General features: G+C 62.1%; 18 protein-coding genes. 17 read left to right on the forward strand and 1 reads right to left on the reverse strand.

Features of this window, described 5'->3' with window-relative positions; translation table 11 throughout:
* Positions 1 to 47: 47 nt before the first annotated feature.
* The 17 genes from PMI25_RS02740 (at position 48) to PMI25_RS02820 (ending at position 18,443) form a co-directional block, all read left to right on the forward strand.
* The gene (locus tag PMI25_RS02740; RefSeq protein WP_007967921.1) at positions 48 to 1,421 is read left to right on the forward strand and encodes a PepSY-associated TM helix domain-containing protein; all 1,374 of its coding nucleotides are present in this window, start codon (positions 48 to 50) and stop codon (positions 1,419 to 1,421) included.
* Positions 1,422 to 1,576: 155 nt separating this feature from the next.
* Positions 1,577 to 3,700, forward strand: coding sequence for a TonB-dependent receptor (locus tag PMI25_RS02745; protein WP_007967922.1), 2,124 nt, complete (start codon positions 1,577 to 1,579; stop codon positions 3,698 to 3,700).
* 114 nt (positions 3,701 to 3,814) lie between these two features.
* The gene (locus PMI25_RS02750; protein WP_007967924.1) at positions 3,815 to 4,603 is read left to right on the forward strand and encodes an ABC transporter ATP-binding protein; all 789 of its coding nucleotides are present in this window, start codon (positions 3,815 to 3,817) and stop codon (positions 4,601 to 4,603) included.
* A complete protein-coding gene (locus PMI25_RS02755) occupies positions 4,600 to 5,547 on the forward strand; it encodes an ABC transporter substrate-binding protein (protein ID WP_007967926.1) in 948 nt (315 codons plus the stop codon). The genes PMI25_RS02750 and PMI25_RS02755 overlap by 4 nt, the downstream gene beginning before the upstream one ends.
* The gene (locus PMI25_RS02760) at positions 5,544 to 6,554 is read left to right on the forward strand and encodes a FecCD family ABC transporter permease (protein ID WP_007967929.1); all 1,011 of its coding nucleotides are present in this window, start codon (positions 5,544 to 5,546) and stop codon (positions 6,552 to 6,554) included. The genes PMI25_RS02755 and PMI25_RS02760 overlap by 4 nt, the downstream gene beginning before the upstream one ends.
* A 323-nt stretch (positions 6,555 to 6,877) precedes the next feature.
* On the forward strand, positions 6,878 to 8,143 hold the full coding sequence (urtA, locus tag PMI25_RS02765; protein WP_007967930.1) for an urea ABC transporter substrate-binding protein: 1,266 nt from the start codon (positions 6,878 to 6,880) through the stop codon (positions 8,141 to 8,143).
* Between the two features lie 158 nt (positions 8,144 to 8,301).
* Complete coding sequence (gene urtB, locus PMI25_RS02770) at positions 8,302 to 9,804, forward strand: urea ABC transporter permease subunit UrtB (RefSeq protein ID WP_007967931.1); 1,503 nt, start codon at positions 8,302 to 8,304, stop codon at positions 9,802 to 9,804.
* On the forward strand, positions 9,804 to 10,883 hold the full coding sequence (gene urtC, locus PMI25_RS02775) for an urea ABC transporter permease subunit UrtC (protein ID WP_007967932.1): 1,080 nt from the start codon (positions 9,804 to 9,806) through the stop codon (positions 10,881 to 10,883). Before urtB ends, urtC begins: the two co-directional genes overlap by 1 nt.
* On the forward strand, positions 10,880 to 11,749 hold the full coding sequence (gene urtD, locus PMI25_RS02780; protein WP_007967933.1) for an urea ABC transporter ATP-binding protein UrtD: 870 nt from the start codon (positions 10,880 to 10,882) through the stop codon (positions 11,747 to 11,749). Before urtC ends, urtD begins: the two co-directional genes overlap by 4 nt.
* A 132-nt stretch (positions 11,750 to 11,881) precedes the next feature.
* Positions 11,882 to 12,580 (forward strand): urea ABC transporter ATP-binding subunit UrtE, encoded by a 699-nt coding sequence (gene urtE / locus PMI25_RS02785; protein WP_007967934.1) that lies wholly within the window; start codon positions 11,882 to 11,884, stop codon positions 12,578 to 12,580.
* A 30-nt stretch (positions 12,581 to 12,610) separates the two neighbouring features.
* A complete protein-coding gene (locus PMI25_RS02790; protein ID WP_007967935.1) occupies positions 12,611 to 13,450 on the forward strand; it encodes an urease accessory protein UreD in 840 nt (279 codons plus the stop codon).
* A 140-nt stretch (positions 13,451 to 13,590) separates the two neighbouring features.
* On the forward strand, positions 13,591 to 13,893 hold the full coding sequence (ureA, locus tag PMI25_RS02795; RefSeq protein WP_003221215.1) for an urease subunit gamma: 303 nt from the start codon (positions 13,591 to 13,593) through the stop codon (positions 13,891 to 13,893).
* 9 nt (positions 13,894 to 13,902) lie between these two features.
* Entirely contained in the window at positions 13,903 to 14,436 is a 534-nt protein-coding gene (locus PMI25_RS02800; protein WP_007966988.1) for a GNAT family N-acetyltransferase, read from the forward strand.
* Between the two features lie 6 nt (positions 14,437 to 14,442).
* Positions 14,443 to 14,979: a GNAT family N-acetyltransferase gene (locus PMI25_RS02805; RefSeq protein ID WP_007966986.1), complete on the forward strand. Its 537-nt coding sequence runs from the start codon at positions 14,443 to 14,445 to the stop codon at positions 14,977 to 14,979.
* Positions 14,976 to 15,284: an urease subunit beta gene (locus PMI25_RS02810; RefSeq protein WP_007966984.1), complete on the forward strand. Its 309-nt coding sequence runs from the start codon at positions 14,976 to 14,978 to the stop codon at positions 15,282 to 15,284. Before PMI25_RS02805 ends, PMI25_RS02810 begins: the two co-directional genes overlap by 4 nt.
* Before the next feature lie 183 nt (positions 15,285 to 15,467).
* Entirely contained in the window at positions 15,468 to 17,168 is a 1,701-nt protein-coding gene (gene ureC, locus PMI25_RS02815) for an urease subunit alpha (RefSeq protein WP_007966982.1), read from the forward strand.
* Positions 17,169 to 17,315: 147 nt separating this feature from the next.
* Positions 17,316 to 18,443: a sensor histidine kinase gene (locus PMI25_RS02820; protein WP_007966981.1), complete on the forward strand. Its 1,128-nt coding sequence runs from the start codon at positions 17,316 to 17,318 to the stop codon at positions 18,441 to 18,443.
* 124 nt (positions 18,444 to 18,567) lie between these two features.
* On the opposite strand, the gene PMI25_RS02825 is transcribed toward PMI25_RS02820, so the two are convergent.
* On the reverse strand, positions 18,568 to 18,873 hold the full coding sequence (locus tag PMI25_RS02825) for a chaperone modulator CbpM (RefSeq protein ID WP_003221201.1): 306 nt from the start codon (positions 18,871 to 18,873) through the stop codon (positions 18,568 to 18,570).

An 18,873-nucleotide genomic window follows, 5' to 3' on the forward strand; every position in this document is an offset into this window, starting at 1 on the left:
AGGGTTGCAGAACAACTAAAAGATCCAAGCCATGCGGAGCAAACGTGATGCAAAAGCCCAAACCGAATTTCTACAACCTGGCCTGGCGCTGGCATTTCTATGCCGGATTATTCGTCGCGCCGTTCATGGTGATGCTGGCCCTGACCGGCATCGTCTACCTGTTCAAACCACAACTCGATTCGCTGATGTACAGCAGCCTGCTCAACGTCCCCGCCGGGCATCACATGGTGCCGGCCGATGATCTGCTGCAACGGGTGAAAAGCGCTTATCCACAAGGCCAGATCACCCAGTACCTGCCGCCGGCCAACGCCGAACGCAGCGCACAGTTTGTCGTCAAGAATGCAGATCGCGAACTCAACGTGTTCATCGATCCGTACCACGGTGACATCCTCGGCGAGCAGGATGCGAAGAAAAATCTGCAAGCCGTCGCCCGCGCCATCCACGGCGAATTGATGATCGGCACGCTCGGTGATCGCCTGATCGAACTTGCCGCTGGCTGGGGCGTGGTGCTGGTGGTGTCGGGGGTGTTCCTGTGGTGGCCGCGCGGTCAAGCCGCCGGGATTTTGTGGCCACGCCTGAACAGTCGTGGTCGGGTGCTATGGCGAGATCTGCACGCGGTCACCGGGTTCTGGGGCGCGGGATTGCTGTTGGTGATGCTGCTCAGTGGCATGACCTGGACCGGTTTCTGGGGCAAGCAGTACGCCCAGGTGTGGAACGTGTTTCCGGCCGCGATGTGGAACAACGTGCCGACCTCCAACGTCGAGGCCCGCAGCCTCAACAACGCCGCGCGCCAGACTGTGCCATGGGCGATGGAAAACACGCCGATGCCGATGTCCGGCGACCACGCCGAACACATGGCTCACGGCGGCATGCAGCACGGTCCCGCCGCACCCGCGATCAGGCTGCAAGAGGTGCAGAACATCGCCATTGAACGCAAGGTCGAACCGGGCTACAGCATCACCCTGCCGACCACCGCAACCGGTGTGTTCACCATTGCCGTGTTCGCCGACGACCCGCGCAACGACGCGACCCTGCATGTCGATCAGTACACCGGCAAGGTCCTCGCCGATGTGCGTTTCGAGCAGTACGGCGCAGTCGCGCGGGCCACGGAAATCGGCGTAATGCTGCACGAAGGCAAGATGTTCGGCGCCTTCAATCAGATCATCGTGCTGCTGATCTGCCTGATGATTCTGCTCAGCGCCGTCAGCGGTGTGGTGATCTGGTGGAAGCGTCGCCCGCAGGGCAAGTTCGGCGTACCGCCGCTGCGTCATGACCTGCCGAAATGGAAAACCGGCGTGGCGATCATGCTGGTGCTGGCGGTGATTTTTCCGCTGGTGGGGGCTTCGCTGGTGCTGGTCTGGCTGCTGGATCGCCTGCTGCTGTCGCGTCTGGGCCGCCAAGCTGAATCTGCCTCAACTTGATCGTGAAGCAGGCGAGATGCGCGTTTCAGACAGATCTTTAAACTGTCGTGACTTAAACTCCGGCATTTTTTAGTGTTACTGTATAACGCAATAGGCCGCTCTGCCCGCAACCACACGTTGCGGGCTTTCTTTTGAAGAAGTGATTCACCGTCCCGATGAACAAGTACCTCTTGTCCAGCCTCTGCCTGCTTGCCCTGAACAATGCCAACGCCGATGGCCAACCGTTGACGCTGCCCACCGGCACCATCTCCGCGCCTGCGGTTGACGAAGAAAGTGTCAGCCTGACCACGCCGACCTCCGCCGGTTCGCGCCTGAACCTGACGGCCATGGAAACCCCGGCCAGCGTCGAAAGCCTCAGCGGCGAGCAGGTGCGTGCCCGTGGCGATCGCAGCGTGCAGGACGCCGTATCGCGCAGCACCGGCATCAGCCGCACCGGCACCCCGGGCGATGGCGGCACCTCGTTGCAGGCACGCGGTTTTACCGGGCAGAGTTCGGTGATGCAGTTGTATGACGGCAACCGCATGTACACCGGCATGGGCACCGTGACCTTTCCGGTCGACACCTGGGCGGTGGATCGCGTCGATGTGCTGCGCGGCCCGGCGTCAGTGCTGTACGGCGAAGGCGCAACCGGCGCGGTGGTCAACGTGATTCCGAAGAAACCGTTCGAGGGTGAAATCGAAAATCACCTGCGCCTCGGCTACGGTTCCTACGACAGCCAGCAGCAGGCGTTCGACAGCGGCGGTTCGCTGAGCGACACCCTGAGCTATCGCCTCAATCTCAATCGTCTGCGCAGCAACGGCTGGGTCGATCGCGGTGATTCATCAAGCGATTTCATCAGCGCCGCCCTGCGCTGGCAGGCCACTGACGACCTGGCGTTCACCCTCGCCCACGACTACGGCGATCAGCGCCCGCAGAACTACTTCGGCACGCCACTGATCAACGGCCGATTGCAGGACAGCCTGCGCAACAAGAACTACAACGTGCGCGACGACCAGCAGCACTACAACGATCAGTGGACGCGCCTGACCACGGATTGGCAGATCAACGACGCGGTCAGTGCCAGCAACGAGCTGTACTACCTCAAGGCCCAGCGCCGCTGGCAGAACGCCGAAAACTACAACTTCGACCGCGACAGCCAGCAACTCAGCCGCAGTGGCTACTTCGGCATCGGCCACCAGCAGGAGCAGGTCGGCGACCGCCAGACCTTCACCTTCAAGCACTCGCTGTTCGGCCTCGACAGCCAGACCGTGACTGGCGTCGATTACAACCGCATCCGCTTCCAGCTCAACAGCAACTCGCCGTTCAACGACGTGCTGCCCAACGGTCAGCCCTTGGATCTGTATCACCCGCAAGCGGGCTATTTCGAAAGCGCCAACCCGTACCGCGACCAGTTCGACAGCACCACCAAACAGATGTCAGTGTTCGCGGAAAATCGCACGCAATTGAGCGAGCGCTGGTCGCTGGTGACCGGCGTGCGCCGCGACTACGTGCATGTGGATCGCAACAATCTGATCGACGGCAGCCAGAGCGACAAGACCCTGACCGGCAACAACTGGAAGGCCGGACTGGTGTTTGCCCTGACGCCGCAGACCTCGTTCTACGGCCAGGTCGCGACCAGTACCGATGGCATCGGCGGCCTGATTTCCCTGAGCCCGAGCCAACAGCAATACGACCTCTCGACTGCACGCCAGACAGAAGTCGGCATGAAGCAGTTGTTCTGGGATCAACGCGGCGAGTTCACCCTGGCGGCCTATCGCATCGTCAAAAAGAAGCTGCTGACCGACGATCCGGGCAACCCGACGCTCAAGCAGCAAGTCGGCCAGCAATCGTCCAACGGCCTGGAAGCCAGCCTCGATCTGCAACTGCCGCACGCCTGGCAACTGCAGGCCAACGCGGCGATTGTGAAGGCCAGGTACGATGACTTCTCCGAGGTGGTCAACGGGCAAACCCTGTCCTACAACGGCAATCGCCCGGTGGATGTGCCACGGCGCACCGCCAACCTGTGGCTGAACAAAAACCTCAGCGATGATCTGAAGGCCGGCGCTGGCGTGCGTTATGTCGATGCGCGCTACGCCGACATGGCCAACCGTAACGAGCTGCCAAGTTACACCGTGGTCGATGCGACGCTGTCGTGGCAGGCCCTGCGCAACACCACGCTGGGCCTGCAGGTGAACAATCTGTTTGACCGCCGGTACGCGCAAAGCCAATACAATGAGGGCCAGCAATGGATTCTCGGCGAGCCGAGATCGTTCTTCGTCACCGCTGATTACACCTTTTGATTCACCGGCCCCTTCGCGAGCAAGCTCGCTCCCACATTGAAATGCGATCCACTGTGGGAGCGAGCTTGCTCGCGAAGGCGTCATCAGCAACACCCGATATTTCAGAGTAAAAGCATGACCTCGCTAAATCTCGCCAACCTCGCCTGGACACCTCTGGGCCACGGCCACTGCCATCACCAGTTCCAGCTGCGTGACGCGTCCCTGCAGGTGGCCGCCGGTGAGTTTGTCGGTTTGATCGGCCCGAACGGCAGCGGCAAGACCAGCCTGCTGCGCTGTGCCTATCGCTTCAGCCAACCCGACAGCGGTGAGGTCAGACTCGATCATCACAATGTGTGGAAACAGTCCTCACGCTGGTGCGCACAACGCATCGCCGTGGTCCTGCAGGAATTCCCCGATGCCTTTGGCCTGACCGTCGAGGAAGTGGTCGCCATGGGCCGCACGCCGCACAAAGGCCTGTTCGATGGCGACACGCTGGAAGATCGCAATCTGGCGACGCAAGCGCTCAAGTCCGTCGGACTCGAAGGCTTCGAAGACCATGCGTTCGCCACCCTGTCCGGCGGTGAAAAACAGCGGGTAATCCTCGCCCGCGCCCTGGCCCAGCAACCGCAATTGCTGATCCTCGACGAGCCGACCAACCACCTCGACCCGCGCTATCAGCTCGAACTGCTGCAACTGGTCAAACGCCTGCAGATTGGCACCCTCGCCAGCATCCACGACCTGAATCTGGCCGCCGCGTTCTGTGACCGACTGTACGTGATCAACCACGGGCGCATCGTCGCCAGCGGCACGCCGCAAGATGTACTGACCACCGAGCTGCTGCGCGACGTGTTCGGCGTCGAGGCGCTGATCGACTCCCACCCCCTCCACGGCTACCCGCGAATCACTTGGATAACCCGACCATGACTGTGCGTTCCCTGCTTTGTGTCGCTCTTCTGTTGTGCAGTGCTCAAGCCCTGGCCGAAGCCACCAGATACCCGCTGACCATCCACAGCTGCAATCGCGAAGTGACCTTCAGCGAGGCGCCGAAACACGCAGTCAGCCACGACATCAACATGACCCAGATGATGCTCGCCCTCGGCCTCAAATCGCGTATGGCCGGTTACAGCGGTGTCAGCGGCTGGAAGTCGGTGACGCCCGAAATGCAGTCGCTACTCGACGGTTTGCCGGAACTGGCCGCGAAATACCCGTCGGTGGAAACCCTGCTCAACGCCAACGTCGATTTCTTTTTCGCCGGTTGGGATTACGGCATGCGCGTCGGCGGCGACCTCACCCCGCAGACCCTGCAACCGCTGGGCATCAACGTGTATGAACTGACCGAATCCTGCGCCTTCGTGATGAAGCGCCCGGCGGCGACGCTGGACGACACCTACAACGACCTGCGCAACCTCGGCAAAATTTTCGACGTGCAGGATCGCGCCAACGCACTGATCGCCGACATGCAAAGTCAGGTCGCCGAAATCCGCAAAAACCTGCCCGCCGACAAGCCGCGGGTGTTTCTCTACGACAGCGGTGAAGACCGCGCCATGACCTCCGGACGACTCGGCATGCCGCAGGCGCTGATCGACGCCGCTGGCGGGCGCAACATTCTCGATGACGTCGAGGCGAGCTGGACCCGGGTCAACTGGGAGACCGTGGTCGAGCGCAATCCGCAAGTGATCGTGATCGTCGACTACAGCGAAATCACTGCCGAGCAGAAGATCGAATTTCTGCTGAAAAACAAGGCGCTGCAATCGGTGGACGCGATCAAGAACCAGCGCTTCATCGTCATCCCTTACGTGCAGGCCACGCCGGGGATCGATAACGTGCTGGCGGTGGAAACCCTGGCCAAGGGGTTCCACGGCGAATGATCGACCGTCGCTACACCCTGCTGCTGATTGCCCTCGGTGCCGTGTTGCTGGTGTCGTGCGTGGTGTCGCTGGGCTTTGGTCCGGCGCGGGTGCCGGTGGACGTGGTGTGGCGGATTCTGCTGCACAAGTTGTTCGGCCTCGGCGTACCGGACTGGAGTGCGGGCCAGGAGCACATCGTCTGGCTGATCCGCGTGCCGCGCATGTTGCTCGGGGCGTTGGTCGGCGCCGGTCTGGCGTTGATTGGCGCGGTGTTGCAAGCGGTGACGCGCAATCCTCTTGCCGATCCGCACCTGCTCGGCGTCACCTCCGGCGCGACACTCGGCGCAGTGATCGTGGTGCTGCACGTCGGTGAAATCGTCGGCCTGCTGACCTTGCCGATTGCCGCATTCATCGGCGCATTGCTGAGCATGTTTCTGGTGCTGGGCATTGCCAACCGTCAGGGTCGGCTCGACAGCGACCACTTGCTGCTGTGCGGCGTGGCGGTGTCGTTCGTAATGATGGCGATCGCCAACCTGCTGCTGTTCATGGGCGACCATCGCGCCAGTTCGGCGGTGATGTTCTGGATGCTCGGCGGCCTCGGCCTGGCACGCTGGGAGCTGCTGACGATACCCGCGCTGAGCGTGCTGCTTGGCCTGGTTTTGCTGTTGGGCATGGCCCGACCTTTGAACGCACTGATGGCCGGCGAACAGACCGCCGTCACCCTCGGCCTGAATGCCCGGGCGGTGCGCCTGCGGGTGTTTGTGATTGCCTCGTTGATGACCGGGGTGCTGGTGTCGATCAGCGGCTCGATCGGTTTTGTCGGGCTGATGGTGCCGCACATTGCCCGGCGTCTGGTCGGCGCCGAACACCGGCGATTGCTGCCGGCCTGCGTCCTGCTCGGCAGCCTGTTCCTGGTGTGGGTCGATGTTGCTGCACGCACGATGATCGCCCCGGAAGACCTGCCCATCGGCGTCGCCACCGCCGCCATCGGCGGCCTCTTCTTCATCGGCCTGATGCGCCGCCGCTGATCCGACACAATCAACTTGTAGGAGTGAGCCTGCTCGCGATGACGGCAGCACATCCGACATCAATGCGGATGACAGAACGCTATCGCGAGCAGGCTCACTCCTACAGGGGACAGTGTTGTCCTTGAAATCGCGCCCCAATCTGGCGCGGTTGCCTGCACCAGCGCTCCCTGCGCGTGCCTTCATGGTGCACCGCGTCAACGCACAACCGCTCTAAACCGACATTTCCCTGCCCGATCCCGGCCGGGCACAGCCCTTGCAAAACACCCTTCAGTCGTCCGCATCTGCCAACCATAAAAAACTTTAACGTTCATGGAGATCGCACAATGAAGCGTCGCAGTTTGATCAAGGCTTTCACTCTCACGGCATCCATTGCCGCGATGGGCATGACCTGGACTGTCCAGGCTGCCGAGACCATCAAGGTCGGGATTCTGCATTCGTTGTCCGGGACCATGGCGATCTCCGAAACGTCGCTCAAGGACATGGCGCTGATGACCATCGACGAAATCAACGCCAAGGGCGGGGTCAACGGCAAGATGCTCGAACCGGTGGTGGTCGACCCGGCGTCGAACTGGCCGCTGTTCGCCGAAAAGGGCCGACAGTTGCTGACGCAGGACAAGGTTGCGGTGGTGTTCGGCTGCTGGACCTCGGTGTCGCGCAAATCGGTGCTGCCGGTGTTCGAAGAGCTCAATGGTCTGCTGTTCTACCCGGTGCAATATGAAGGCGAAGAGATGTCGCCAAACGTGTTCTACACCGGCGCCGCGCCGAACCAGCAAGCGATCCCCGCCGTTGAATACCTGATGAGCGAAGAAGGCGGTAGCGCCAAGCGCTTCTTCCTGCTCGGCACCGACTACGTCTACCCGCGCACCACCAACAAGATCCTGCGCTCGTTCCTGCACTCCAAAGGCGTGGCCGACAAGGACATCGAAGAGGTCTACACCCCGTTCGGTCACAGCGACTATCAAACCATCGTCGCCAACATCAAGAAATTCTCCGCCGGTGGCAAGACTGCTGTGATCTCCACAGTCAACGGCGACTCCAACGTGCCGTTCTACAAAGAGCTGGCCAACCAGGGCCTGAAGGCTACCGACGTGCCGGTGGTGGCGTTCTCGGTGGGCGAAGAAGAACTGCGCGGCATCGACACCAAACCACTTGTGGGCAACCTCGCGGCGTGGAACTACTTCGAGTCCGTGGAGAACTCGGTGAACAAGAAATTCGTTGATGACTGGAAAGCCTACGCGAAGAAACACAACCTGCCGGGTGCCGACAAAGCCGTGACCAACGACCCGATGGAAGCCACCTACGTCGGCATCCACATGTGGGCGCAAGCAGCGGAAAAGGCCAAGTCCACCGACGTCGACAAAGTTCGCGAAGCGCTGGCCGGCCAGACCTTCGCCGCGCCGTCCGGTTACACCCTGACCATGGACAAGACCAATCACCACCTGCACAAACCGGTGATGATCGGCGAGATCCAGAGCGACGGTCAGTTCAACGTCGTGTGGCAGACCGAAGGGCCTATCCGCGCCCAGCCTTGGAGTCCGTTTATCGATGGCAACGACAAGAAGCCGGACTATGCGGTGAAGAGCAACTGAGCCATTGGATGCCCGCCTCGATACTTGAGGCGGGTACAAATCCCTGTGGGAGCGAGCTTGCTCGCGAAGAGGCCCTGACAGTCGACATCGATGGTGAATGTCAGACCGTTTTCGCGAGCAAGCTCGCTCCCACAATGTCCGCGTCAAGGCGACTGACTATGCCCACTGCCCTATACCGTTTCCTCCTGGCCCTCGCACTTTTGCTGCCGATAGCCACTCACGCCAGCGACGCCGAAGACTTCGTCGCCGCCAACCCGGTGCAGCAAGCCAGACTGCTGGAAGCCTGGGCCGCGCAGCCCGAGCCTGCCCGCATCGAACTGATCAACGCCCTGCAACAAGGCGAATTGACCGTCGACGGCCAGCCAAAAACCCTGCGCCTGAACAACCGCCTGCGGGGTCTGATCGACACCGCTCTGGCCAGCCACCAATTGCTCGCCGCCGACGCCAAAACCCGTCTGACTGCTGCGCAGCAATTGCAGAAAAGCGCGAAACCCGCGCAGCTGAAATTCCTCGACCAGCAACTGGCTGGCGAAAAAGACGAGAACGTCCACGCCGCACTGAGCCTGGCGCTGGCCAACCTGCAACTGGTTGACAGCGACCCGGCGGTGCGTCTGGCCGCCGTGCGCCTGCTCGGTGAAACCGGCGACCCGCTGGCCCGCACGCGCCTCGAAGGCCTGCTCGAACCCGGCGTGGAAAGCGATGCCGGGGTGCGCACCGCCGCCGAAACCAGTCTGGCTCAGGTCAAGCGCAAACTGCTGATCGGCGAAGTACTCGGTCAAGCCTTCAGCGGCATGTCCCTCGGCTCGATCCTGCTGCTCGCGGCGCTCGGGCTGGCGATCACCTTCGGCCTGCTCGGGGTGATCAACATGGCCCACGGCGAGATGCTGATGCTCGGCGCCTACTCGACCTACGTAGTGCAGTTGCTGTTCCAGCGTTACGCACCGCAAGCCATCGAGTTCTATCCGCTGATCGCGCTGCCGGTGGCGTTCTTTGTCACGGCGGCGATCGGCATGGCGCTGGAACGCACGGTGATTCGTCATCTCTACGGCCGACCGCTGGAAACCCTGCTCGCCACCTGGGGCATCAGCCTGATGCTGATTCAGTTGGTGCGCTTGCTGTTCGGTGCGCAGAACGTCGAGGTGGCGAACCCGGCGTGGCTGTCCGGCGGGATTCAGGTGCTGCCGAATCTGGTGCTGCCGTACAACCGCATCGTGATCATCGCCTTCGCCTTGTTCGTGGTGGTGCTGACCTGGCTGCTGCTGAACAAGACCCGCCTCGGCCTCAACGTGCGTGCGGTCACGCAGAACCGCAACATGGCCGCCTGCTGCGGCGTGCCCACCGGTCGCGTCGACATGCTCGCCTTCGGCCTCGGCTCGGGCATCGCCGGCCTCGGTGGCGTGGCGCTGAGCCAGATCGGCAACGTCGGCCCGGACCTGGGTCAAAGCTACATCATCGACTCGTTCCTGGTGGTGGTGCTCGGGGGTGTCGGTCAACTCGCCGGCAGCGTGCTCGCCGCGTTCGGGCTGGGCATCGCCAACAAGATTCTCGAACCGCAGATCGGTGCGGTACTGGGCAAGATCCTGATCCTCGCGCTGATCATTCTGTTCATCCAGAAACGTCCGCAAGGCCTCTTCGCACTGAAAGGACGGGTGATCGACTGATGAACCAGCCTCTACTTGTCACGGCCACGCAAAAGGCCGGGCCGAAAGTCACCCTTGCCATCGGCGCGGTGATCCTCGCGCTGCTGATCGCCCTGCCATTGCTGTCGCTATTGCCGGCGGACAGCGCGCTGCATGTTTCCGCCTACACCCTGACGCTGGTCGGCAAAATCCTCTGCTACGCCATCGTCGCCCTGGCGCTGGATCTGGTCTGGGGTTACGCCGGGCTGCTGTCGCTGGGTCACGGTCTGTTCTTCGCCCTCGGCGGTTATGCGATGGGCATGTACCTGATGCGCCAGGCCGCCGGGGATGGCTTGCCGGCGTTCATGACCTTTTTGTCGTGGACGGAATTGCCGTGGTACTGGAGCGGCACCGGCAGCTTTATCTGGTCGATGTGTCTGGTGGTGCTGGCTCCCGGTCTGCTGGCGCTGGTGTTCGGTTTCTTCGCCTTCCGCTCGCGGATCAAGGGGGTGTATTTCTCGATCATGACCCAGGCCCTGACCTTCGCCGGCATGCTCCTGTTTTTCCGCAACGAGACCGGGTTTGGCGGCAACAACGGCTTCACCAATTTCCGCACGATTCTCGGTTTCGGCATCACTGAACCGGGTACTCGCGCGGTGCTGTTTCTGGCTACGGTGTTGCTGCTGGTGGCGAGCCTGTTCATCGGCTGGCGTCTGGCGCAGAGCAAGTTCGGCCGGGTGCTGACGGCGCTGCGCGATGCGGAAAACCGCCTGATGTTCTGCGGTTACGACCCGCGCGGTTTCAAGCTGTTCGTCTGGGTCTTGAGCGCGGTGCTGTGCGGTCTGGCCGGAGCGTTGTATGTGCCGCAGGTGGGCATTATCAATCCCAGCGAAATGTCGCCGACCAACTCCATCGAAGCGGCGGTATGGGTGGCTCTTGGCGGCCGTGGCACGCTGATCGGGCCGTTGCTCGGTGCCGGCGTGGTCAACGGCATGAAGAGCTGGTTCACCGTGGCTTTCCCCGAATACTGGCTGTTCTTCCTCGGTGCGCTGTTCATTGTCGTGACGTTGTATTTGCCCAAAGGCGTGATCGGCCTGCTGAAGAAACGAGGTGAACAATGAGAGTCACTGCGAGTGCTGAATTCATGCTCGAGCCGGCGTTTTTCCCCGTGGAACCGAACAAGGACGAAGGCACCAGCCGCGACTCGATCGGCCTCGGCCAACGGGTCGGCCCGGGCCTCGATACCCGCCACGGGACGATCCTGACCCTGGAAGACATCAGCGTCAGCTTCGATGGCTTCCGCGCCCTCAACAATCTGAACCTGTACATCGGCGTCGGCGAACTGCGCTGCATCATCGGCCCCAACGGCGCAGGCAAGACCACGCTGATGGACGTGATCACCGGCAAGACCCGCCCCAGTCACGGCAAGGCATGGTTCGGCGAAACTCTGGATCTGACGCAGATGAGCGAAGTACAGATCGCCCAGGCCGGGATCGGGCGCAAGTTCCAGAAGCCAACGGTGTTCGAAGCCCTGAGCGTGTTCGAGAACCTGGAGCTGGCGCAGAAAACCGACAAGTCGGTGTGGGCCAGTCTGCGGGCGAAGTTGAGCGGCGAGCAGAAAGACCGGATCAGCGAAGTGCTCGACACCATTCGCCTGACCACCTCGGTCAATCGCCCGGCGGGCCTGCTGTCACACGGGCAGAAGCAGTTTCTGGAGATCGGCATGTTGCTGATGCAGGACCCGCAACTGCTGCTGCTCGACGAACCGGTGGCGGGCATGACCGATGCCGAAACCGAATTCACCGCCGAGCTGTTCAAGTCGCTGGCCGGCAAACATTCGCTGATGGTGGTGGAGCACGACATGGGCTTCGTCGGCTCGATTGCCGACCATGTGACGGTGCTGCATCAGGGCAGCGTGCTGGCCGAAGGCTCGCTGGAGCAGGTGCAGGAAAACGAGCGGGTGATCGAGGTCTACCTCGGCCGCTGAGCTGCAAACACCTTTCCAATGTGGGAGCGAGCTTGCTCGCGAATGCGGTGTGCCATTCAAGTTGATGGCGACTGATCCACCGCATTCGCGAGCAAGCCCGCTCCCACAGGGGGATTTGAGGAGATTTTGAGAATGCTGCAAGTCGACAAGCTGCACCAATACTACGGCGGTAGCCACATCCTGCGCGGCCTGAGCTTTGACGTAAACGTCGGCGAAGTCACCTGCCTGCTCGGGCGCAACGGCGTGGGCAAGACCACCCTGCTCAAGTGCCTGATGGGCCTGCTGCCGGCCAGGGAAGGGGCGGTGAACTGGGAGGGCAAACCGATCACCACGTTCAAGCCGCACCAGCGCGTACACGCCGGGATCGCCTATGTGCCGCAGGGCCGGGAAATCTTCGGCCGGCTCACGGTGGAAGAGAATCTGCTGATGGGTTTGTCGCGGTTTCCCGGCAGCGAAGCGAAAGAAGTCCCAAGTTTCATCTACGAATTGTTCCCGGTGCTGCTACAAATGAAGCAGCGCCGCGGTGGCGACCTGTCCGGCGGTCAGCAACAGCAGCTGGCTATCGGTCGCGCCCTGGCCAGTCGTCCGCGTTTGCTGATCCTCGACGAACCCACCGAAGGCATCCAGCCCTCGGTGATCAAGGAGATCGGCGCGGTGATCAAGAAGCTCGCGGCGCGCGGCGACATGGCGATTTTGCTGGTGGAACAGTTCTACGATTTTGCTGCGGAGCTGGCCGATCAGTACCTGGTGATGTCCCGGGGCGAGATCGTGCAGCAGGGTCGCGGTGAAAATATGGAGGCAGAGGGTGTACGAGGTCTGGTAACAATTTAATCTGTAGCTTCCTAACGATAATTACAAACCATGAACTTAGCGCTTCCCACTGCCCTGTTTACCCCGAGCTGGCACGCCGAGCTGGAGCTGGCCTACGCCCGCTTCGGCGACTGCACGCGCCCGGTTCAGCGCCGGCATCTCGGCCCGCTGCGCGTGCAAAAGCACCTGTATGCCGAAGGCCCCGAGGTCTGCCAGCACATCTTCGTCCACCCGCCCGGAGGGATCGCCGGCGGTGACCGGCTGAACATCAGCGCCCGCGTCGAAGCAGACGCCTGGGCGCAGATCACCAGCCCCGGCGCGGCCAAGTGGTATCGCGCAGCGGGGCCGGCGTATCAGCAGCTCAATCTGAAAGTCGCGGCCGGCGCGACGCTGGAGTGGCTGCCGCAGGAAACCATCGTCTACAGCGCCGCTCAGGCTGAACTCAGCACCTCGATCGAACTTGAGGGCGATGCGCGGCTGTTCTACTGGGACGTGGTGGCGCTGGGCCGACCGGCCAGCGGCGAGCGCTTCGACCTCGGACACTTTCAGGCGCATCTGGATATCCGCCGCGACGGGCGATTGCTCTGGCATGAGCGTCAACGGATCAGCGGCAATGATGGTTTGCTCGATTCGCCGATCGGGCTGGATGGCAAACCGGTGTTCGCCACGCTGTTGGTCACCGGTGAGATTGATGCAGAGCTGCTGGAGCGGTGTCGTTCGCTGAGCCATGAGGTGCGCGGCGATCTGACCCAATTGCCGGGGCTTTTGGTCGCCCGTTGCCTGGCGAGCGAGGCACTACTGGCCCGCGCCTGGCTGATCGACCTGTGGCGCCTGCTGCGCCCGGCCCTGCTAGGCCGCGAGGCCCAGCCACCCCGAATCTGGAACACCTGAAATGCATTCCCCTGTAGGAGCTGCCGCAGGCTGCGATCTTTTGATCCTCAAGAGCAAGATCAAAAGATCGCAGCCTTCGGTAGCTCCTACAGAGCGCGTACGACCAATAATTTCCAACTGCCGATTATGGATTTCAAACGATGGACCTGACCCCACGCGAAAAAGACAAGCTGCTGATCTTCACCGCCGGCCTCGTCGCCGAGCGCCGACTGGCCCGGGGCGTGAAGCTCAACTACCCGGAAGCCATGGCCTACATCTCCGCCGCGCTGCTCGAAGGCGCCCGTGATGGCCAGACCGTCGCCGAGTTGATGCATTACGGCACCACTCTGCTGAGCCGTGAACAGGTGATGGAAGGCATCCCGGAAATGATCCCGGAGATCCAGGTCGAAGCCACGTTCCCCGACGGCACCAAATTGGTCACCGTCCACCAGCCAATCGTCTGAGGCCGCGCCATGACTTACACCATTCGCGATGCCCTGCACGCCGATCTGCCGGCGATCCGTGACATCTACAACGACGCAGTGCTCAATACCACGGCGATCTGGAACGAATCGGCAGTCGATCTCGGTAACCGTCAGGCGTGGTTCAGCGCCCGTCAGGCCCAGGCCTACCCGATTCTGGTGATCGTCGACGCCGACAACGTGGTGCTCGGCTACGCTTCGTTTGGCGACTGGCGGCCGTTCGACGGCTTCCGCCATACCGTCGAGCACTCGGTCTACGTGCGTAGCGACCAGCGCGGCAATGGCCTTGGCCCGCAACTGATGACTGCTTTGATCCAGCGCGCCAAAGCCTGCGACAAGCATGTGATGGTCGCCGCCATCGAAAGTGGCAACACCGCTTCCATTCGTCTGCATGAACGCGCCGGTTTCAGCATCACCGGGCAGATGCCGCAAGTCGGCACCAAGTTCGGTCGCTGGCTCGATCTGACCTTCATGCAACTGACCCTCAATCCTGGCGCCCAGCCGCCGGTCGCCAACAAGGAGTGACACGCGATGAACCCCGCCCAACTGCGACGCGTCAATGCGGAAAGTTTTGCGCACTATCGTCAGGGCCTGATTGATCTGCTGCTCGACGCCGTGGGTTATGGCGCCAGCGTCGGTTTCATGGCCGACCTCGATGCCGCGCAAGCCCGCGCCTATTTCGATGAAGTGCAGCAACAAGTGAACAAGGGCAGCGTGTTGCTCTGGGTGGTGGTCAAGGACGAACAGGTGCTGGCCAGCGTGCAGTTGGGCCTGTGTCAGAAAGCCAACGGCCTCAATCGCGCCGAGGTGCAGAAACTGCTGGTGCGCGAACAGGCGCGCCGCCGTGGCCTCGGCCAGCAATTGATGAGTGCGCTGGAGCTCGAAGCGGCCAAGCACAAGCGCGGCATGCTCTACCTCGACACCGAGGCTGGCTCCCCGGCCGAAGATTTCTACAAAGCCCTGGGTTACACCCGTGCCGGCGAAATCCCCGACTACGCCTGCGATCCGCAAGGCACGTATCGACCGACTGCCCTCTATTACAAGATTCTGCAAGGAGCCCGGCCATGATTCCCGGTCAGTACCAGATCCAGCCCGGCGACATCGAACTGAATGTCGGCCGCCGCACCCTCAGCCTGAAAGTCGCCAACAGTGGCGACCGGCCGATCCAGGTCGGTTCGCACTATCACTTTTTCGAAACCAACGATGCGCTGACCTTTGATCGCGCCGCCAGCCGTGGCATGCGCCTGAACATCCCGGCCGGCACCGCGGTGCGCTTCGAACCGGGGCAGAGCCGCGAGGTCGAGCTGGTGGAGTACGCCGGGCATCGGCGGGTGTTCGGCTTTGCCGGGCGGGTCATGGGTGATCTCGACTGACGATGATTTATTTGTGGTGAGGGGATTTATCTGTGGTGAGGGGATTCATCCCCGATCGACCGCGCAGCGGTCGCCAACCGCCACCTGCCCCACCACGAAAATCACTTTTGCTGAATGGCGGGTGCTTCGCACCCGATCGGGGATGAATCCCCTCGCCACAATAAATTTGTGCAAGGAATTCGGATGAAAATTTCAAGACAAGCCTACGCCGACATGTTCGGCCCCACCGTCGGCGACAAGGTGCGCCTGGCGGACACCGAGTTGTGGATCGAAGTCGAAAAAGATTTCACCACCTACGGCGAAGAAGTGAAGTTCGGCGGCGGCAAAGTCATCCGCGACGGCCAGGGCCAGAGCCAGTTGCTCGCCGCCGAAGTGGTCGACACCTTGATTACCAACGCGTTGATCATCGACCACTGGGGCATCGTCAAAGCCGACGTCGGCCTGAAGGACGGGCGTATCGCCGCGATCGGCAAGGCCGGCAACCCGGACGTGCAGCCCAATGTGACCATCGCCATCGGCGCCAGCACCGAAGTGATCGCCGGTGAAGGCATGATCCTCACCGCCGGCGGCATCGACACCCACATCCATTTCATCTGCCCGCAACAGATCGAAGAAGCGCTGATGAGCGGCGTCACCACCATGATCGGCGGCGGCACCGGTCCGGCCACCGGCACCAACGCCACCACCTGCACCTCCGGCCCGTGGCACCTGGCGCGCATGCTCCAGGCCGCCGACGCGTTCCCGATGAACATCGGCCTCACCGGCAAGGGCAACGCCAGCCTGCCGGAGCCGCTGATCGAGCAGGTCAAGGCCGGCGCCATCGGCCTCAAACTGCACGAAGACTGGGGTACCACCCCGGCGAGCATCGACAACTGCCTGAGCGTCGCCGACCAGTACGACGTGCAGGTGGCGATCCACACCGACACCCTCAACGAATCGGGTTTCGTCGAAACCACCCTCGGCGCATTCAAGGGTCGCACCATCCACACCTACCACACCGAAGGTGCCGGCGGCGGTCATGCGCCGGACATCATCAAGGCCTGCGGCTTCCCTAACGTATTGCCGAGCTCGACCAACCCGACCCGGCCGTTCACCCGCAACACCATCGACGAACACCTCGACATGCTGATGGTCTGCCACCACCTCGACCCGAGCATCGCCGAAGACGTGGCGTTCGCCGAAAGCCGTATCCGCCGCGAAACCATCGCCGCCGAAGACATCCTCCACGACCTCGGCGCGTTCTCGATGATCAGCTCCGACAGCCAGGCCATGGGCCGCGTCGGCGAAGTCATCACACGCACCTGGCAGACTGCCGACAAGATGAAAAAGCAGCGCGGCCCGCTGCCCCAGGACGGCGCAGGCAACGACAATTTCCGCGCCAAGCGCTACATCGCCAAATACACGATCAACCCGGCGATCACCCATGGCATCAGCCATGAAGTGGGTTCGATCGAAGTCGGCAAATGGGCCGACCTGGTGCTCTGGCGTCCGGCGTTCTTCGGCGTCAAACCGACGCTGATCCTCAAGGGCGGCGCCATTGCCGCCAGTCTGATGGGCGATGCCAACGCTTCGATTCCAACCCCGCAACCGGTGCACTACCGCCCGATGTTCGCCAGCTACGGCGGCTCGCTGCACGCCACCAGCCTGACCTTCATCAGTCAGGCCGCGCAGGAGGCCGGGTTGCCTGAAGCGCTGGGTTTGAAGAAGAAAATCGGCGTGGTCAAACGCTGCCGCGACGTGCAGAAAACCGACCTGATCCACAACGATTATCTGCCGAACATCGATGTCGACCCGCAGACCTATCAGGTCAAGGCCGACGGTGTGTTGCTGTGGTGTGAACCTGCCGAAACTCTGCCGATGGCGCAGCGTTACTTCCTGTTCTGACGCACGGCAAAAGGCCCCGGGGTTGTGTCTTGCGCACGCTCCCGGGGCCTTTTTCATGGTGCTGGAAAAGCACCGTGCAAACGGTCGTGTATTTCCCGCCAAAGGGACTAATATTCGATTCGCTCCGCCTTTTTTCAGGAACTGCCCATGCGTCTTTCCGAGTTCATCGTGGCCAATATCGACCCTATCGTCGATGAGTGGGAACAGTTCGCCGCGACCATCACGCCGGCCGCCGACTATCTGGATTCCACTGCGCTGCGCGATCACGCCAGCGAGATTCTGCGGGCCGCCGCCCGCGACATGAACAAGCCGCAAAGCCCCGCCGAACAGGCTGCCAAAGCCAAGGGCGAAGGCCCGGAAAAGACCCCGAGCCTGGACGAGGCCGGCGCCAGCCATGGCGAACTGCGCCACACCGTCGGTTTTGACCTGGTGCAGATGACCAGTGAATTCCGCCATTTGCGTGCCTGCGTGATCCGCCTGTGGGTCAACAGCCTTGAATCGCCGGACATGACCTATTTTCAGGACATGATCCGTTTCAATGAAGCCATCGACGAGGCACTGGCCGAATCCACCGCGGCCTACGCCGAGCAGGTCAATCGCTCGCGGGATATTTTCCTCGCCATCCTCGGCCATGACCTGCGTGCGCCGCTGCAAGCGGTGAGCATGTCCACCGAACTGCTGCTGCGCAAATCCAGCCTTGAAGGCGATGCACTGGCCTGCGCCCTGCACATCAAGCGCGGTGCGCGACACATGGCGGCGATGGTCAGTGACTTGCTGGAACTGGTGCGCAGTCGCCTGGGCCGTAGCCTGCCGATCGAGCCCGCCCCGATGGATCTGGCCGTTGCCGCGCGCGCAGCGATTGCCGAAGCCTGCGCCGGCCATCCGCAATCCGATCCCAGGCTCACGGTGCACGGTGACACCCGCGGCGTGTGGGACGCCGGGCGAATCGACCAGTTACTGCAGAACCTGATCGGCAATGCCTTGCAGCACGGTGCCAGCCAGCGTGACGTGACGCTCGATCTGCGTGGCGAGGGCGACTGCGTGTGCCTGTCGGTGCACAACTACGGCACACCGATTTCCGAAGAGGCTATCGGCACCATTTTCGACCCGTTGGTACGCAGCGCCGACGAAGAACTCGGGCAGCCGTCGACCAGCCTCGGATTGGGCTTGTTCATTGTCAAGGAAGTGGTGACCGCCCATGGCGGGACGATCGACGTCAGCTCGAGCGAGGCTGACGGCACACTGTTCAGTGTGGTGTTGCCGAGAAAGGTTTAAGCAGGCTTACCGCGTTATCGTTCTTCGCGAGCAAGCTCGCTCCCACATTTAGATCGCGATCTCCTGTGGGAGCGAGCTTGCTCGCGAAGGGGCCCGCAAAGACGCTCCAGAACCAACGGTAAAACTATTCGACCACCAAACGCCCCAACCGCTGGCGCAGCATCCGGTTCTCCGCCCGCAGCTCATGCACTTCCTCCAGCAGATTCAGTGCCAGGGCAACGCCCTCCCACTCCAGCTCCAGCTCGCGCCGCAATTTCGCGGCGCGCTTGGCCAGGCTCAGCTCGTAGTCGGTGAACCGCCATTCCCGGGGCTGCGCGCCCTGAGGTTCGAGGATGCCGTGTTCGACGATTTCGATCACGTAGACGTCCGACAGATCGGCCGCCTCACAGAATTCTGCCATGTCCAGTTGAACGATCAGGGGGCTGCTCAT

This window comes from Pseudomonas sp. GM30 (assembly GCF_000282275.2).
Classification (GTDB): domain Bacteria; phylum Pseudomonadota; class Gammaproteobacteria; order Pseudomonadales; family Pseudomonadaceae; genus Aquipseudomonas.

What these genes read in the sequence shown, in the direction of transcription:
- PMI25_RS02805 (WP_007966986.1), top strand. Translation starts at nt 14,443, where the DNA reads ATGAACCCCGCCCAACTGCGACGCGTCAATGCGGAAAGTTTTGCGCAC.
- PMI25_RS02745 (WP_007967922.1), top strand. Translation starts at nt 1,577, where the DNA reads ATGAACAAGTACCTCTTGTCCAGCCTCTGCCTGCTTGCCCTGAACAAT.
- urtC (WP_007967932.1), top strand. Translation starts at nt 9,804, where the DNA reads ATGAACCAGCCTCTACTTGTCACGGCCACGCAAAAGGCCGGGCCGAAA.
- ureC (WP_007966982.1), top strand. Translation starts at nt 15,468, where the DNA reads ATGAAAATTTCAAGACAAGCCTACGCCGACATGTTCGGCCCCACCGTC.
- urtA (WP_007967930.1), top strand. Translation starts at nt 6,878, where the DNA reads ATGAAGCGTCGCAGTTTGATCAAGGCTTTCACTCTCACGGCATCCATT.
- urtE (WP_007967934.1), top strand. Translation starts at nt 11,882, where the DNA reads ATGCTGCAAGTCGACAAGCTGCACCAATACTACGGCGGTAGCCACATC.
- PMI25_RS02800 (WP_007966988.1), top strand. Translation starts at nt 13,903, where the DNA reads ATGACTTACACCATTCGCGATGCCCTGCACGCCGATCTGCCGGCGATC.
- PMI25_RS02760 (WP_007967929.1), top strand. Translation starts at nt 5,544, where the DNA reads ATGATCGACCGTCGCTACACCCTGCTGCTGATTGCCCTCGGTGCCGTG.
- PMI25_RS02790 (WP_007967935.1), top strand. Translation starts at nt 12,611, where the DNA reads ATGAACTTAGCGCTTCCCACTGCCCTGTTTACCCCGAGCTGGCACGCC.
- PMI25_RS02825 (WP_003221201.1), bottom strand. Translation starts at nt 18,873, where the DNA reads ATGAGCAGCCCCCTGATCGTTCAACTGGACATGGCAGAATTCTGTGAG.
- PMI25_RS02750 (WP_007967924.1), top strand. Translation starts at nt 3,815, where the DNA reads ATGACCTCGCTAAATCTCGCCAACCTCGCCTGGACACCTCTGGGCCAC.
- urtD (WP_007967933.1), top strand. Translation starts at nt 10,880, where the DNA reads ATGAGAGTCACTGCGAGTGCTGAATTCATGCTCGAGCCGGCGTTTTTC.
- ureA (WP_003221215.1), top strand. Translation starts at nt 13,591, where the DNA reads ATGGACCTGACCCCACGCGAAAAAGACAAGCTGCTGATCTTCACCGCC.
- PMI25_RS02755 (WP_007967926.1), top strand. Translation starts at nt 4,600, where the DNA reads ATGACTGTGCGTTCCCTGCTTTGTGTCGCTCTTCTGTTGTGCAGTGCT.
- PMI25_RS02810 (WP_007966984.1), top strand. Translation starts at nt 14,976, where the DNA reads ATGATTCCCGGTCAGTACCAGATCCAGCCCGGCGACATCGAACTGAAT.
- PMI25_RS02820 (WP_007966981.1), top strand. Translation starts at nt 17,316, where the DNA reads ATGCGTCTTTCCGAGTTCATCGTGGCCAATATCGACCCTATCGTCGAT.
- urtB (WP_007967931.1), top strand. Translation starts at nt 8,302, where the DNA reads ATGCCCACTGCCCTATACCGTTTCCTCCTGGCCCTCGCACTTTTGCTG.
- PMI25_RS02740 (WP_007967921.1), top strand. Translation starts at nt 48, where the DNA reads ATGCAAAAGCCCAAACCGAATTTCTACAACCTGGCCTGGCGCTGGCAT.